Annotated in this window: 13 protein-coding genes; 7 read left to right on the top strand and 6 right to left on the bottom strand. The window is 63.0% G+C overall.

Features of this window, described 5'->3' with window-relative positions; genetic code table 11:
• The first annotated feature begins 116 nt into the window (after window positions 1-116).
• The 4 genes from G3T16_RS10005 to argA all read left to right on the top strand — a co-directional run bounded on the left by G3T16_RS10005 (window position 117) and on the right by argA (window position 4,782).
• Window positions 117-797, top strand: coding sequence for a TIGR00153 family protein (locus G3T16_RS10005; RefSeq protein ID WP_163495097.1), 681 nt, complete (start codon window positions 117-119; stop codon window positions 795-797).
• 9 nt (window positions 798-806) lie between these two features.
• Window positions 807-2,084: an inorganic phosphate transporter gene (locus G3T16_RS10000; protein WP_163495096.1), complete on the top strand. Its 1,278-nt coding sequence runs from the start codon at window positions 807-809 to the stop codon at window positions 2,082-2,084.
• Between the two features lie 144 nt (window positions 2,085-2,228).
• Window positions 2,229-3,380: an acetylornithine deacetylase gene (argE, locus tag G3T16_RS09995; protein WP_163495095.1), complete on the top strand. Its 1,152-nt coding sequence runs from the start codon at window positions 2,229-2,231 to the stop codon at window positions 3,378-3,380.
• A 91-nt stretch (window positions 3,381-3,471) separates the two neighbouring features.
• A complete protein-coding gene (argA, locus tag G3T16_RS09990; RefSeq protein WP_163495094.1) occupies window positions 3,472-4,782 on the top strand; it encodes an amino-acid N-acetyltransferase in 1,311 nt (436 codons plus the stop codon).
• A gap of 598 nt (window positions 4,783-5,380) precedes the next feature.
• Here the strand turns inward: argA and G3T16_RS09985 are convergent.
• On the bottom strand, window positions 5,381-6,469 hold the full coding sequence (locus G3T16_RS09985; protein WP_163493605.1) for an IS5 family transposase: 1,089 nt from the start codon (window positions 6,467-6,469) through the stop codon (window positions 5,381-5,383).
• A 158-nt stretch (window positions 6,470-6,627) separates the two neighbouring features.
• Here G3T16_RS09985 and ilvD point away from each other — a divergent pair, with 158 nt between their 5' ends.
• Window positions 6,628-8,472, top strand: a complete 1,845-nt coding sequence (gene ilvD, locus G3T16_RS09980) for a dihydroxy-acid dehydratase (protein ID WP_163495093.1) — start codon at window positions 6,628-6,630, stop codon at window positions 8,470-8,472.
• Entirely contained in the window at window positions 8,473-9,696 is a 1,224-nt protein-coding gene (locus G3T16_RS09975; protein WP_163495092.1) for an MFS transporter, read from the top strand.
• On the opposite strand, the gene G3T16_RS09970 is transcribed toward G3T16_RS09975, so the two are convergent.
• The 4 genes from G3T16_RS09970 to G3T16_RS09955 form a co-directional block, all read right to left on the bottom strand.
• Complete coding sequence (locus tag G3T16_RS09970; RefSeq protein WP_163495091.1) at window positions 9,697-10,239, bottom strand: DUF2058 domain-containing protein; 543 nt, start codon at window positions 10,237-10,239, stop codon at window positions 9,697-9,699.
• A 143-nt stretch (window positions 10,240-10,382) separates the two neighbouring features.
• Window positions 10,383-11,240, bottom strand: coding sequence for a DUF6279 family lipoprotein (locus G3T16_RS09965; protein ID WP_163495090.1), 858 nt, complete (start codon window positions 11,238-11,240; stop codon window positions 10,383-10,385).
• A 34-nt stretch (window positions 11,241-11,274) separates the two neighbouring features.
• A complete protein-coding gene (locus G3T16_RS09960) occupies window positions 11,275-12,225 on the bottom strand; it encodes a pyridoxal-phosphate dependent enzyme (protein ID WP_163495089.1) in 951 nt (316 codons plus the stop codon).
• A complete protein-coding gene (locus G3T16_RS09955) occupies window positions 12,222-12,956 on the bottom strand; it encodes a Frag1/DRAM/Sfk1 family protein (protein ID WP_163495088.1) in 735 nt (244 codons plus the stop codon). The genes G3T16_RS09960 and G3T16_RS09955 overlap by 4 nt, the downstream gene beginning before the upstream one ends.
• Window positions 12,957-13,018: 62 nt before the next feature.
• Between G3T16_RS09955 and G3T16_RS09950 the strand changes: the two genes are divergently transcribed.
• Window positions 13,019-14,365 (top strand): alanine/glycine:cation symporter family protein, encoded by a 1,347-nt coding sequence (locus G3T16_RS09950; protein WP_163495087.1) that lies wholly within the window; start codon window positions 13,019-13,021, stop codon window positions 14,363-14,365.
• Between the two features lie 171 nt (window positions 14,366-14,536).
• Here G3T16_RS09950 and leuA read toward each other — a convergent pair whose 3' ends face one another.
• A complete protein-coding gene (gene leuA, locus G3T16_RS09945) occupies window positions 14,537-16,207 on the bottom strand; it encodes a 2-isopropylmalate synthase (RefSeq protein ID WP_163495086.1) in 1,671 nt (556 codons plus the stop codon).
• Window positions 16,208-16,307 lie beyond the last annotated feature (100 nt).

Here is a 16,307-nt window from a genome sequence, read left to right as displayed (position 1 = left end):
GCTATCACAGCCGAACCACAAAGAGTCCGGCCGGGGAGGGGACGAAGAACCGGTCCGCGGTGTGACAGACGGCTGCCCAGCCCCTATACTTCGCGCCAGCAACCACGGAGTACACCATGGCCGGATCCAACCCCCTCAGCAATCTGTTCGGCAGGTCGCCCATCGGCCCGATTCAGGAACACATGAAGGTGGCCAACGATGCGGCCCAGCTGCTGCCCGCCTTCCTGGAGGCAGCGCACCGCGATGACTGGGCGGCGGCCAGCGGGATTTTCGACCGTATCAGCGAGGCCGAACGGGAAGCAGACAAGCTCAAGCGTTCCGTGCGGCGCCACCTCCCCAACAGCTTGTTCCTGCCGGTGCCACGCACCGATCTGCTGGAGCTGGTGACAATCCAGGATCACGTCGCCAATACCGCGAAGGACGTGGCCGGGCTGATGCTGGGAAGGGAAATGCAGTTTCCTGAAAAACTGCAGCGGCGGCTGGTCGAATTCGTGATGTCCTGCACCGCCACCTGTGAGCAGGCTCTGGTTGCCATTCGCGAACTGGACGAGCTGCTGGAGGTGGGATTCAGCGGACGCGAGGTGACCCGTGTCGAAGGCTTGATAAAGGAACTGGACAAGCTGGAGGGCCGCACCGACAAGCAGTCCCAGGCTCTGCGGGCGCGGCTGTTCCGGGTGGAACGCAAGCTCTACGCCGTGGACGTGATGTTCTATTACAAGGTAATCGAGCTGTTCGCCTCGCTGGCCGATTCGGCCGAGCGGGTCGGCCACCGCCTGCAAATCCTGATGGCAAAGTAGGATCAGCTGATGGAGATAATTTCCGAGTACGGCGGCATCCTGCTGATCCTCGCCTGTGTGTTCGGCTTTTTCATGGCCTGGGGTGTGGGCGCCAACGATGTGGCCAATGCCATGGGCACCTCGGTCGGCTCGCGTGCGCTGACCATCCGCCAGGCCATCCTGGTGGCTGTGGTCTTCGAGTTTCTGGGAGCCTATTTGGCCGGCGGCGAAGTCACCGCGACCATCCGCAAGGGCATCATCGACGCCGATTCCATGCAGGATTCACCGGAACTGCTGGTCTACGGAATGCTGTCGGCGCTGCTCGCCGCGGGCACCTGGCTGATGATCGCCAGCTTCAAGGGCTGGCCGGTGTCCACCACCCACTCCATTATCGGCGCGATCGTCGGCTTTGCCGCAGTCGGCATCGGCGTCGATGCCGTGCATTGGGAAAAGGTCGGCACCATCGCCGCCAGCTGGATCGTCTCGCCACTGCTGGCGGGCAGTATCTCCTTCGGCCTGTTCATCAGCGTCAAGAAACTGATCCTGGACACCGAGGACCCGTTCGCCCGCGCCAAGAAATACATCCCCTACTATATGTGGATGGTCGGCTTCATGATCTCCATGGTAACACTGCTCAAGGGCCTGAAGCATATCGGCGTCGATATGGATCTGGGACTGGGCAGCAAGTTTGCCAACGCGCTGCCCGTCTCGGCACTGATCGGATTGGTGGTTGCAGCTCTCGGTTCACTGCTGCTGCGGCGGGTGAAGGAGCTGCCCAACCAGGAACACCGCTTCGCCAATGTGGAACGCGTGTTCGCCATCCTGATGGTCTTCACCGCCTGTGCGATGGCCTTCGCCCACGGTTCCAACGACGTGGCCAATGCGGTGGGACCGCTGGCGGCAATCGTCAATACCGTGCAGTCGGGCGGCTTGATCGCCGCGCAGGCAGTAATGCCCTGGTGGATCCTGCTGGTGGGCGCGCTGGGCATCGTCGTCGGCCTGGTCACCTATGGCTGGAAAGTGATCATGACCGTGGGCCGCAAGATCACCGAGCTGACTCCCAGCCGCGGCTTCGCCGCCGAACTGGGCGCGGCATCCACCGTGGTGTTGGCCTCTGGCACCGGTTTGCCCGTGTCCACTACCCATACCCTGGTGGGTGCCGTGCTGGGAGTGGGCTTCGCCCGCGGTATCGCGGCACTGAACCTGCGCACCATCGGCCATATCTTCCTGTCCTGGCTCGTGACCCTGCCGGCCGGCGCCGGGCTGGCGATCATGTTTTTCTTCATGTTCAAGGGCATGTTCAGCTGAACCACTGCTGCGACCCCGGGCGGGCGGTTTGCGGCAGGGCTGTCGCTGCCGGGCCGCTGCAGGGAACTCGATTGACTCCACCCCCGCGCGCGGCTAACGTAGCTGCAACAATCGCTGATCCACCATGCGCCAGGCGGCAAAAACATGTCCCAGCACCCAAAGCAGATCATCCAGCAATTGCGGGAGCTGGTGGGCAGTCCGTCGGTCAGCTCCACCGATCCGTCCTGGGATCAGGGCAATCGCGCCGTGGTGGAGCTGCTGGCGCAATGGCTGACCGAGCTGGGCTTCGCAGCCGAGATCATCAATCTCTCCGATGATGGCCGCAAGGCCAACCTGATTGCCACCCTGGGCAGCGGCCCCGGCGGCCTGGTGCTGGCCGGACACACCGACACCGTACCCTTCGACGAGGGCCGCTGGCGTTCGGACCCGCTGCGCCTGACCGAGCGGGATCAGCGTCTGTACGGGCTTGGCAGCACCGACATGAAGGGCTTTTTCCCGCTGGTGCTCGCCGCGGCGCGCCTGTTCGTCGGCAAACCGCTGCAACAACCGTTGATTGTGCTGGCCACCGCAGATGAAGAAAGCTCGATGAATGGCGCCCGGGCGCTGGCGGCCGCCGGCAGGCCGCGGGCCCGGGCGGCAATCATCGGCGAGCCCACCTCACTGCGACCGGTGCGCATGCACAAGGGCATCATGATGGAAGCGGTCCGCGTCACCGGCCGGGCCGGGCACTCCTCGAACCCGTCGCTGGGCATCAATGCGCTGGACGTGATGCACGGCGTCATGTCCGAGTTGATGGACTTTCGCCAGCAGCTGGCCGCACGCTACAGCAATACTGCATTCGAGGTAGCCTTCCCGACGCTGAACCTGGGTTGTCTTCACGGCGGCGACAGCCCCAACCGGATCTGCGGCGGCAGTGAACTGCATTTCGATCTGCGCCTCACGCCAGCGGCAGCCAATGCCGGGGTCCGCGAGGAGTTGGAACAACGGCTGCTGGCGGTAGCTGCTCCATTTGGCGCCGGGCTCGAATTGTGCCCGCTGGTGGACCCGGTACCCCCGTTCGAGCAGCCGGCCGACAGCGAATTGCTAAGGCTGGCCGAACAACTCACCGGCCACAGCGCCGGAGTAGTGGGTTTTGCCACCGAGGCTCCCTTTTTACAGGCCCTGGGCATGGAAACCATCGTGATGGGGCCCGGCTCCATAGACCGCGCCCACCAGCCGGACGAATACCTGGAAATGGACCAGATACAGCCATGCATCGATCTGCTGCAGCAATGCATTGCCCACTACTGCCTGTAGCGGCCCGGTTCTGTGCAAAATTGCATTAGTGCGGAACGCCACCTTTCGGTAATCTTGTCTCTTTGTTGCCACCCATTTTGGAAATGCTAACGTGAGCACCCCCAACCGGGACCATATCCGCTGGTTCAGGAATACCGCGCCCTATATCAACGCCCACCGCGGGCGCACCTTCGTGCTGATGCTGGGCGGCGAGGCCGCGGTCGACGCCAACCTGGCGACCATTCTGCACGACATGGCGCTACTTCACAGTCTCGGCGTACGCCTGGTACTGGTGCACGGTGCCCGGCCCCAGATCGACGAGCGCCTGGAGCACGCAGGCATTCCCAGCGACTACCACGAAGACATGCGCATCACCGATACTGCGGCCATGCCCCACGTGGCGGATGCAGTGGGGACCCAGCGCGCCCAGCTGGAGGCGCTGCTCTCCATGGGCCTGCCCAATTCACCCATGCAGGGCGCGCGGATGCGGGTCTGTTCCGGCAATTTCGTCACTGCCCGGCCCCTGGGGGTCGTCAATGGTGTCGATTTCCAGCACACCGGGCGGGTGCGCCGTATCGATACCGCCGGCATCCAGCAACAGCTGGCGGCGGGCTCCATCGTGCTGCTGTCGCCCTTGGGATACTCGCCCACAGGCGAGATATTCAACCTCGCGCTGGAAGATATCGCCGTGCACTGCGCCGCCAGCATCGGTGCAGACAAACTGCTGCTGTTTGGCGCCGCGCCGGGTATCGCAGCGCCGGACGGCAGCCTGCTGCGCCAGGTGGCGGTGGGCGCGCTGACCGGGCTGACAATCACCGACCCCGAGCAGGCGCGGCTGTTGGCCACCGCCAGACGCGCCTGCATGGCGGGTGTGCCACGCTGCCACATCATCAGCCATCGGGGCGATTGCTCGCTGCTCGAGGAACTGTTTACCCACGACGGCAGTGGCACGCTGATCGCGAAGGACGACTTCGAACAGTCGCGCAGTGCCAGCATCGACGACGTGGGCGGCATTCTGGAATTGATCGAGCCGCTGGAACGCGAGGGCGTGCTGGTGAAGCGTTCCCGGGAGTTGCTTGAAACCGAGATTCGCCAGTTCCGGGTGCTGGAACGGGACGGCCGCATCATTGCCTGCGCGGCCCTGTACCCGTTCCCCGGGGAAGGCTGCGGCGAGCTGGCCTGTATCGTGTCGCATCCAGACTACCGCGGCGGACAGCGCGGCCAGCGGCTGCTGTACGAGCTGGAGCAGGAAGCGCGCGCACAGGGCCTGGACCGGGTGTTCGTGCTCACCACGCAGACCGCGCACTGGTTTGTGGAACAGGGCTTCGAGGAACGCAGCCGCGACGACCTGCCTCGCAAGAAGCAGGACCTGTACAACCTGCAACGCAACTCCAAGGTGTTTTTCAAAACCCTGGCGACGTAGCGTAGGGTGTTTTAGGGTGTTTGTAGAATGGCACTTATTTATGGCCTCGCTCGATGTGAGGGTGCTGCTTCCGGAGAGTACTTTCGAGACCGTATGCGACATGGATGTCGCATCCGAGCCCCCAGGGAAGGGTTTACGGCGTGTCTCGAAAGTACTCTCCGGAAGTAGTGACCGGATTGTTGGCACCCAATCGGCTTGGCCACGAGTAGCAGATTGTCAGCGGCTGGGACTTCGACCGCCGAGACATCAACCGGGGTGTGCTGTTCAAGACACGCCGTGAACCCCTCCATGGGGGCTCGGATGCGACATCCATGTCGCATACGGTCTTGAACAGCACACCCCGGTCGATGCCTCTAGCCTTGGAGTAGACGAATGGGATCGCGCCACCGAGCCTTAGCAGGCTGCTGAAAAAGGCATGATTTTGACGCACTCAACTTCCTCGTCGTTCCGTGTCCCAAGTTTGGTCAACGGCGAGTCGGATTCGTGGCAACTTCACCGGATTGGGGATTCGGGGCCGATTTCCGCTGTGACAAGGTCCTTCATAGCCTCTATCGCCTCCATAAGCCGCTCATGGGCGCTATCGATTCCCCGTATCCCCTCACCACGCCGCCTCGGGCAGCAGATTTCTGATACGTATGAGATTGTAGGCAGCCATCACCCTCAGGAAGTCCTGTCTTACCCGAGTCAGACCTCTGAACTTTGTCTGCCTGAGCCCGCCGATCTGCTTGGCCCAGCCAAAAGGTTCCTCCACCCGTTTGCGCACCCGTTGGCTGATTTCGTAGCCCAGATGACGGGTCGTTCTACCGTCAATCGCAGACCCGCCTGCACGCTTCAGGTTTTGGGCAACGTGCGGGGTAACATCCAGAAATCTCAACACGTCGACAAACTCCCGTGTGTCGTACCCTTTGTCAGCTCCCAGTGTTGCGCCACTTTTCAATACCGTCGCCATGTCGATCGCTGCATCGCGCTCGGCAGTGCCAGTGGCCGAGGTAAGATCGGCATTGACCAGCAGGCCATTGCGGTTCTCCATCAGGGTGTGTCCGGTGTAGCTGGGGCGCGCTCCCATACCCTGGCCCTTGGACGCAAGCAGAGCCTCGGGATCCGTGCGCGAGGCATGGGTCTTGTTGCTGCGCTTCTCGCCATGGAAGTTGCGGCCCGCATTGCGGCCGACGCCATCAGGGTTGTCATCGTCCGAGCCATCCTTGCGGCGAACACTCTTGTGAGACGCCCAGGCAGCTATCAAAGTGCCATCAACGCTGAAATGGTCGTTGGACGTGAGACTACGTCGGCGGGCCATCTCGACGATTTCTTCGAAAAGGCGGCGCCCGATGTCGGCCTGCGCCAGTCGATCCCGATTCTTGGAAAAGGTCGAGGGGTTCCACACGGGATCGTCAACACTCAAGCCAACGAACCAGCGAAACATCAGGTTGTAGTCCAACTGCTCCATCAACTGCCGCTCACTGCGAATCGAATAGAACACCTGCAACAAGGAAGCGCGGATCAGACGCTCAGGCGGGATGGACGGCCGGCCGCAGTCTGCGTAGATCTCATTAAAAATAGAGTCCAGGTTGGTCAACGCTTCATCGACCAGTTTACGCATCTTGCGGATCGGGTGGCGCTTGGGAATGCGCTGTTCCAGCGAAACATAACTGAACAAGTCACCGCCTTCCTGGTAATCACCGCGCATTGTTTGGTCTCCAACCTGCGATTGCGCTATTTTCCCTCATTCGAGGGAGTTTTTCAGCAACCTGTTAGGGGATAACCGCGCGTCGTGGCAGGTTTTTTGCTATCCTACCGGGTTCGTTAAGATCTGTTTCACAGCCCAGTAATTCCAGGTAGGCCCCTATGCCCGCATACCGTTCCAAGACCTCCACCCATGGCCGCAACATGGCCGGTGCCCGCGCCCTGTGGCGCGCCACGGGCATGGGCGATGACGACTTCGGCAAGCCGATTGTCGCGGTGGTGAATTCCTTCACCCAGTTCGTGCCCGGCCACGTCCATCTCAAGGACATGGGTCAGCTGGTGGCGCGGGAGATCGAGGCGGCCGGCGGCGTCGCCAAGGAATTCAATACCATCGCCGTGGACGACGGTATCGCGATGGGCCACGACGGCATGCTCTATAGCCTGCCGTCGCGGGACATCATCTCGGACTCGGTGGAGTACATGGTCAACGCCCACTGCGCCGATGCGATGGTGTGTATCTCCAACTGCGACAAGATCACGCCCGGCATGCTCAACGCCGCGATGCGCCTGAATATTCCGGTGGTGTTCGTCTCCGGCGGGCCGATGGAGGCGGGCAAGACCAAACTGTCCGAGCACAAGCTGGACCTGGTGGATGCGATGGTCATTGCCGCCGACAGCGAAGCCACCGATGAGAAAGTCGCGGAGTATGAGCGCTCTGCCTGTCCCACCTGCGGTTCCTGCTCGGGCATGTTTACCGCCAACTCGATGAACTGCCTGACCGAGGCGCTGGGCCTGAGCCTGCCCGGCAACGGCTCCACACTGGCGACCCACGCCGACCGCGAGCAGCTGTTCCTGCGCGCGGGGCGGGTGGTGGTGGAACTGTGCAAGCGCTATTACGAGCAGGACGACGAGCGGGTGCTGCCACGCAATGTTGCCGGTTTCCAGGCCTTCGAGAACGCGATGAGTCTGGATATTGCGATGGGCGGCTCCACCAATACCATCCTGCACCTGTTGGCCGCCGCCCAGGAGGCGGAGCTGGATTTTACTCTCAAGGATATCGACCGGTTATCGCGCAAGGTTCCGCAGCTGTGTAAAGTGGCGCCCAACACGCCGCTGTACCACATGGAGGACGTTCACCGTGCCGGGGGCATAATGGCCATTCTCGGGGAGCTGGACCGCGCCGGATTGCTGCACCGCGACTGCCCCACTGTGCACAGTCCCAGCATGGAAGCCGCGCTGGAGCAGTGGGATATCGTGCGCACCCGGGACGAGACGGTGCACACCTTCTTCAAGGCCGGCCCGGCCGGCATTCCCACCCAGACCGCCTTTAGCCAGGCTACCCGCTGGCCCAGTCTGGATATGGACCGGGAGGAAGGCTGCATTCGCAATCTCGCCCACGCCTTCTCCACAGAGGGCGGCCTGGCGGTGCTGTACGGCAATATTGCCGAGGACGGCTGTGTGGTGAAAACCTCCGGCGTGGACGAAAGCATCCTCAAGTTTTCGGGGCCGGCATTTATCTGCGAGAGCCAGGAAGGCGCGGTGGCGGACATTCTCGAAGGCAGGGTGAAGCCCGGCGATGTGGTGATCATCCGCTACGAGGGACCGCGCGGCGGCCCCGGCATGCAGGAAATGCTGTATCCCACCAGTTACCTGAAGTCGAAGGGACTGGGCAAGGCCTGCGCGCTGCTCACTGACGGGCGCTTCTCCGGCGGCACCTCGGGCCTGTCGATTGGCCATGTGTCCCCGGAAGCGGCCGCCGGTGGCGCGATTGGCCTGATCGAGCAGGGCGATATCATCGACATCGATATTCCCGCACGCAGTATCAATGTGGTGCTGAGCACTGAACAGCTGGCGGCCCGGCGCGAGGCGATGGACGCGAAAGGACGGCAGGGCTGGCAGCCTGCGGCCGCGCGGCCGCGCAAGGTCAGCACCGCTCTGAAGGCCTATGCCCGCATGGTCACCAGTGCCGACCGCGGCGCGGTGCGGGACTTGTCCCTGCTCGACTAGGTGACGGCCCCGCAGCATCGTTCAGCGCTGTCGGAACCGCTGTTTCGCCGTTATTTTCTGGCCAGCTGTCTGAATACCCTGGGCGGCTGGGTGCTGCGCTTCCTGTTTGGCTGGGGCGCCTGGGAACTGACCCAGTCCGCGCTGTGGGTCGGTGTGGTCAGCGGCCTGATGCTGCTGCCCAGCTTTGTACTGACGCCGATTTTCGGGGTGGTCTCCGACCGGGTAAACCCGCGCAATGGCCTGCTGCTGACGGTGAGCAGCCAGGCCTTCATCGCGGCAATCGCGGCCGGCGCCCACTTCCTGGGTCTGTTTTCCCTCGCCTGGCTGTTGACCCTGGCCTGCCTGCTGGGCGCGGCGAGCGCTGCCCACCAGCCGATGCGGTTGGCGCTGCTGCCGAGGCTGATCTCCCGGCAGGCTCTGCCCGAGGCCATCGGCATTTCCGCCATGGTGTTCAACAGCTCCCGTATCCTGGGACCGGCTCTCGGTGGCTGGCTACTCACCCACAGCTCTACCGGCAACACCTTTCTCGTGGCCGCTGCGCTTTTGACTGCCGGGCTGGTGCCGCTGCTGATGGTGAGGCTCAGCTCATCGGGCGCTGCGCCCAATGACGATTCGCTGGCCGTTCAGCTGCGGCAGGGACTGCGGTTCGCCAGCCGGGACCCGGGCATCAGACTGCTGCTGACCTATACCATGGTCGGCGGCCTGGTGGGCCGCACAGCGCTGGAACTGCTGCCGGCGCTGTCGGGCAAGATACTGGCGGGCGACGCCCGCACGCTGGCAATCCTGACCGCGCTGGCGGGGGTGGGCTCTGTACTCGGGGGACTGATTCTGGCCCGCTACCGCGGCAGCGAGTCGCGGCTGCTGCGGCTGGTGATGCTGAGCCTGACCAGTATGGCGCTGGTGTTGCTGCCGGTTTTCTGGGCGGACAATCTCGCTACCCTGGGCGCCCTGGTGCTGTACCTGAGCATGGCGACGACCATGAACGGCATAGGATGCCAGGCGCTAACCCAATTGACAGTGCCAGAGGCATACCGGGGCCGGGTGCTGAGCCTGTGGGCCGTGGTCGCGATGGGCACGCCGGCGGTGGGCGCACTGTTGCTGGGAGCGGCAGCAGACGTGGTCGGCTTCCCGCTGGCGCTGACGGTGTGCGCCCTGCTTGCGCTGGCCGGCATTGCATTGCTGCACGCCAGCTACAGGCGAGAACGGAGCAAAGCCGATGCCTGACTACCACATCAGGTCGTCGGGGATCTTGTAGTCGGCGTAAGGGTCCTCGGCTTGGTCGACGCTGGCCTGCGGCTGCTGGCTGACGATCACATAGCTTTCATCGCGCTGCCGGATCTTGTCGGCAACCACCATCGGCACCAGTTCATAACTGTCATCCAGGCGCACAATCGCCAGCCGGCCGTTGGCAAGCTGGTCCTGGATGGCTGCGGTGACGAACATCTTCTTGATCTTGCTGCCATCGCTAAAGTTGTAGGCTACCTGGCCGTTGCCGCGGGGTATCCGGCTACTGGTAATCAGCTGCCTGATCTGGGCGACGATGGCCCGGTCCTGCGCCTGCCGGTTGCGTTCGGCATTCAGCTGGCGATCGCGCTCGGCCTGCTCGCGCTGCGCCCGCAGCACGGCTTCCCGGGTCTCATCCACTGCCTCTATGCCCTGGCCGCGCTGCTGCCTGGCCTTTTTCTTCTTCGCCTTGTTGACGCCCTTGACGGTGCTGGCATCGACCAGCCCGGCCTTGAGCAATTGGTCCTGCAATGAGTTGGCCATCGGCTGGCGACTCCTGTAATGAGAGATTGCGGACCAACAGTATGGGGCACTGACCCCGCCGCTGTGAAGACGCCAAATTTTCCGTGCCCCACCCCGGGGAAGGCGAGGGGACTCACCGCAGCCGGCTGCTCTTTGGTGCGGTCTCAGGTGGCCTCGGACAGCTGCCGCAGGTCCCGCCGCAATTTGTTCAGCTCGCGGCGCAAATGACTGTCCTGGCGCTGCGTGCGACTGTTGAGCAGCTCTGCCACCGCCCGTTGCAGCGTGCGGAAGTTGTAATCGTAGACCGCACGGTAACTGTCCGATACGGTATTGCCGCGTTGCGCCACGGCCTCCCGCAGCTCCTGTTCCCAGCCGGATTCGCGCTGCAGCAAATCCCGCAACCGCTGCAGCCACTGGGCGCGCTCATCCAGCCACAGCTGATCCGAGCGACGCAACTGGCCGCAGGCGGATGCCAACTGCGCTTTTTGCTCCCGCTGCAGGCGCCCCAGATATTTGCGGGCACGATCCTCGACGCGTTCACAGGCGTCGTCCCGGAACTCCTCGTCACTGCGTTCCAGATATTCCTCTTCGAATTCCGCCTGCTGTTCCAACAGTGCCTCGTGAAACCCCGCCAGCTGGTCTTCGTCCAGGGTACGGCCCAGCGCCAGCATCCAATCCAGTGCACGCGTCTGCAGCCGGTCCAGTGCCTGCTCCGCGCTCCCGGTGAAGTCATCCAGTTGCGCGGTAGTCACTTCCCGGTCCAGGCTGGCGAGAACTTCATCCAGCAGTGCCACATACCGCGGCAATTCCTCGCTGCGGTGCCAGTGCAGAAATGGCGGCAGCAACTCTTGCTTGAGGTAGTCCTCCTGTTCGCGCTCCAACTCGACATAGTCACCCAGATACCAGGGCAGAAAGAAATCCAGCCGGTTATAGAAAAACTTGGTGCTGCTGCAACCGGCCAGCAACACCAGCAACAGGCAGGCCGCCAGCACCCGCACACGAAGCCAGGGCCGGTCACTCACGGATAGTCCAGCCCGTCAGTGGCAAAAGCGGCGCTCACCAGGGCAGGCCGTCGGGGTCGAGATTGCCACCGCTGATTACAGCCACCACGTTGCGTCCGCGGAAGCGCTCGGGGTGTTCCAGCAGCGCGGCGAAACTGACAGCTCCCGAGGGCTCGACCACCGTCTTCAGCCGGCTCCACTGCAGCCGCATGGCGGCGACGATATTGTCATCCGTGACGGTAAGAATGGTGTCCACATGGCGTTGGATCAGCGCAAAGTTGAGCTCTCCCAGGCCGGCCAGCAGCCCGTCGGCTATGGTATCTGGCGCATTCTGGGGTTGCAGCTCGCCCAGTCCAAAGGAGCGGAACGCGTCGTCGGCACCGGCCGGTTCCGCCGCCACCACCTCCACGCTCGGCCGCAGGCTTTTGATCGCGATCGCCACTCCCGCCAACAGACCGCCGCCGCCCACCGGCACCACAACCACGTCGAGGTCGGGCACCTGCTCCAGAATTTCCAGCGCCACCGTGCCCTGGCCCGCAATGACTCGAGGGTCAGTAAAAGGGTGCACCACGTGAGCGCCCGTCGCGGCCACCAGCTGGGCCAGGGCAGCCTCCCTGGCCGCCAGGGTGGGCGCGCACTCGATGATATGGCCACCGTAGGCTGCCACCGCCTGCTTCTTCACCGCCGGCGCACTGGCGGGCATCACGATGTGCGCAGCAATATCCCGTCCGCGGGCAGCCTGGGCGAGGGCGGCGCCGTGGTTGCCCGAGGAGTGCGTGGCAACTCCGCGGCGGGCATCGGCCTCCACCAGACTGAAAACCGCATTGTTGGCACCGCGCGCCTTGAAAGCACCCGCCTTCTGCAGGTTTTCGCATTTGAACGCCACCCTCGCGCCGCAGTGGGCATCCAGCAGGGCGCTGCGACATATCGGTGTCACATGCACATGGGGGGCGATGCGTTCGCGGGCGGCCTGGATGTCTGCCAGCCCGGGTTCTGCTGTGCTCATGTCTGATTCCTGTCTGTACGTGTGTCTGTGCGCGGCGCAGCCACAGCGCGATGAACCACCTGAAGCTGCCAGCCAGTCCGGCGCCAGCAAAAATAGCCCAGCAGGAAGTTGGCCTGCAACAGCAGGCTCAGAATCCATTCGAAGGCATCCTCCACACTATCGTAGTATGCGTGGTACCAGGCCTGCAGGACCACGGTCAGTATGCCCAATGCCAACAGGATACAACACAAATACCACATCGATCTCGCCAGTGCCTGACAGGCAGGTAGCTGCGGTGCCAGGCGCCGCAGTTCGGCGCTCAGCAACAACTGGGCAATGAACGTGAAGGAAAAAAACAGCACCGTGCCCGCCCGTCGCTGGGCCCGCCAGACGTCGCCGGCCTCACCCAATACGGTGACATACAGGATCAGGCCGATGCTGGCCGCCAGACCCAGTCCAAGCATCCAGCGCAGCGGACGGCGGCTGACGGTAGTCTCTGCTCCGGCCAGCGAGTGCAACCAGGCGTAGTTGCACCACCAGTAGGCAGCCAGCACCGCCGCCGCCGGCAGCATGGTGGCGCGGAACAGGTAGCTGGCGGGCGGCTTGCGGCCGGTGGCGCTGATCGACGTGCAACTGTCGATATACGGGTTGCACCATTCCACCAGCCCCTGCGAAGCCGCCACCAGCCAGGTCAGGTGGACGCCGAAAAAAGGCAACGCGACGGCCAGCAGGGCGACAAGACGGACATTCATGGGAAAATTGTAGCATTCCGCTGTGCTATGCTCGCAGATTTATCCATTGGGGGCCCCGGATCATGGAGCAGCTGCAACAGCTTACCGAGACGTTCGTAAACGCAGTCTGGGGTACCCCGCTGGTGCTGTTGCTGATGGGAGGGGGGCTGTTTTTTGCGCTCTACTCACGCTTCCTCCCCTACCGCCATTTCGGCCATGGCCTGGGCATCATGCTTGGCCGTCATGATACGCCGGACGAGCCCGGCGAGTTGAGCCATGCCCAGGCCCTTGCCGCTGCGCTGTCCGGCACCATGGGACTGGGCAATATCTCCGGCGTGGCGCTGGCGATTGTCGCCGGTGGCCCGGGGGCCGTCTTCTGGATGTGGATCTCGGCCATCTTCGGCATAGCGACCAAGTTTTTCACCTGCACCCTGGGCGTCATGTATCGGGGCAAAGACAGCGCCGGGCAACTGCAGGGTGGACCCATGTACATTATCCGGGAAGCCCTGCCCCGCTCCTTCTACCCACTGGCGGTGATGTTTTCAGTGGCAGGGCTGGTGGGAACATTGCCCATATTCCAGGCCAACCAGCTGACCGCGCTGATGCGGGAAAGCCTGTTCGCGGACAGTGACCCTCTGTTGACCAGTTTTCTTATCGGCTGCGGCATGGCAGTACTGGTAGCCATTGTTATCTTCGGCGGCCTGCCCCGGGTAGCAAAAGTCGCGGTTGCGCTGCTGCCGGTAATGGTGGTCACCTACCTCGGCATGACCCTCTACCTGCTGGCCTTGCACGCCACCGAAGTGCCGGCGCTGCTGGGCAGTATTTTCAGCAATGCCTTCAACCCCCAGGCGGTCGGCGGCGGATTGCTGGGCGTCATCCTGATCGGCATCAGCCGCGGGGTATTTTCCAATGAGGCGGGGGTAGGCACCGAGGTGATGGCCCACGGCGCCGCACGCACCAGCGAGCCAATCCGCGAGGGCCTGGTGGCAATGATCGGGCCGGTTGCGGATACCCTGATCGTCTGCACCTGTACCGCGCTGGTCATTCTGTTGGCGGGCACCTGGCAGGAGCCGGGCATCCTGTCCGGCATCACCCTGACCGCCAATGCCTTTCGTCAGGATATGGGTATGGTTGGCGTGGGCCTGCTAACCTTCATTACCCTGATCCTGGCCAGTACGACAATGTTCACGATGTGGTACTACGGCGCCAAATGCTTCGGCTTTCTGTTCGGGGCGCAGTTACAACGCCACTACCGCTGGTTTTTTGTGCTGGCGGTGGTGTTTGGTGCCAGCGTGAGCATCGAGGTTGTGTTCAACCTGGTCTCTGGCTCCTATGGCCTGATGGCTATCCCGACCATGATTTCGACGATTATCCTGGCGCCGCGGGTGAAGGCGGCGGCGAAGGAGTATTTCCGCCGTCACCCATACTAGGGCTCCGTAGCCCGGTCGACATTCTGGGAGGGTGCTTTCGAGACACGCCGTGAACCCGTCCATGGGGGCTCGGATGCGACATCCATGTCGCATACGGTCTCGAAAGCACCCTCCCAGAATGTCGACCTGCCACCAGCGTGAGCTAAAACAAGTGTCATTCATTTAAGGGAGTTAGGCCGCGAGCTGGTCTTGCTCCGCGGCCTTGTTGATCGCACCGAGAATGCCGGCCAGTGAGGCCTCGATGATATCGGGGCTGCGGCCGACGCCACAGTAGCGCTCGCCCTCTATATTCAGCTGGATATAGCACACCGCCTCAGCCTCGGCGCTGTGGCTCAGCGCGTGCTCGCTGTATTCCACCAGCACGACCTGCTTGCCGGTGAAGCGCTGCATGGCGTCGACAAAGGAGGCCACCACGCCGTTGCCACTGCCGGTCAGGGCGTGTCGGGTGGAGCCGTCGAGCAATTCGGCCTGCAACTGGTCCACCTGATCGGCGCGTTTGACCTGGTAGTCACCCAGCTGCCAGCGCCGCTCGCCGGTCAGGTAGGTACGCTCAAACAACTGATAGATCGCCTCCGGGGACACCTCTGTTTCCTGCGCCTCCGCGTGGATTTGCACGGCAGCGCTGAAATCGATCTGCAACCAGCGCGGCAACTCGTAGCCGTAATCCCGTTCCATGACATAGGCGATGCCGCCCTTGCCCGACTGGCTGTTGATGCGGATCACTTCCTGGTAGGAGCGGCCGATATCGGCCGGATCGATCGGCAGGTAGGCGACCTGCCACGGCTCGCGGGGATCCCGCTTTGCCAGGCACTTCTTGATCGCGTCCTGATGACTGCCGGAGAAGGCGGTGAACACCAGTTCGCCGGCATAGGGATGGCGCGGGTGCACCGGCAGCCGGGTGCACTCTTTCACGGTCTGGATGATTTCATCCATGTGTCCCAGCTGCAGTTCAGGGTCGATGCCCTGGCTGTACAGATTCATCGCCATCGTGACGATATCCATGTTGCCGGTGCGCTCGCCGTTGCCCATCAAGGTGCCTTCGACCCGGTCGGCGCCGGCCAGCACTCCCAACTCGGCCGCAGCCACAGCACAACCGCGGTCATTGTGAGTATGCAGGGAAATCAGCAGGGAATCACGGCGCTCGATCCGGTCACAGAACCACTCGATCTGGTCGGCGTAGACATTGGGCGTACTCATTTCCACCGTGGCCGGCAGGTTGATAATGGCCGGACGCTGCGGCGTGGGCTGCCATACTGCGGTCACGGCGTTGCAGATCTCGACTGCAAAATCCAGCTCCGTGCCGGTAAAACTCTCGGGAGAATATTCGAATACCCACTCCGTTTCCGGATAGCGGGCGGCGCATTCCTTGACCAGCTGCGCGCCGCGCACAGCGATATCCACGATACCGGCCCGCTCCAGACCGAACACCTGCTCGCGCTGGACCGTGGAAGTGGAGTTGTAGACATGGACAATCGCGCGCCGGACACCGCGCAGGGCTTCAAAGGTCTTTTCAATCAGGTCCGGCCGCGCCTGGGTCAGCACCTGCACCGTCACATCGGCTGGAATGCGATCGTTGTCGATCAGATCGCGGACAAAGTTGTAGTCGTGGCCGGAAGCAGAGGGAAAGCCGACCTCGATTTCCTTTAAGCCGATTTTCACCAGCTGGTCCCAGAGCCGCGATTTCTGGCGGCTCGTCATCGGCTCGATCAGGGCCTGGTTGCCATCGCGCAGATCGACGCTGCACCAGATCGGGGCCCGTTCCAGCTGGCGGTCCGGCCAGCGGCGGGAGGGCATCCGGACAGGTGCGAAGGATTGGTACTTGCGATGGTCGAACGGGCTCATGGCCTGGTCCTCTGAATGCTATTGTCCACAGTCGTTTCAAGGTGGCTGCGCAGCTGCCGGGTATCGGGATTGTGGGCCCCTTCAACCTGCCCTCGTGGGG

This window comes from Kineobactrum salinum (assembly GCF_010669285.1).
GTDB lineage: Bacteria > Pseudomonadota > Gammaproteobacteria > Pseudomonadales > Halieaceae > Kineobactrum > Kineobactrum salinum.
The sequence above is the reverse complement of the archived record's forward strand: the minus strand, read 5'-3'. Positions and strand labels throughout refer to the sequence as shown.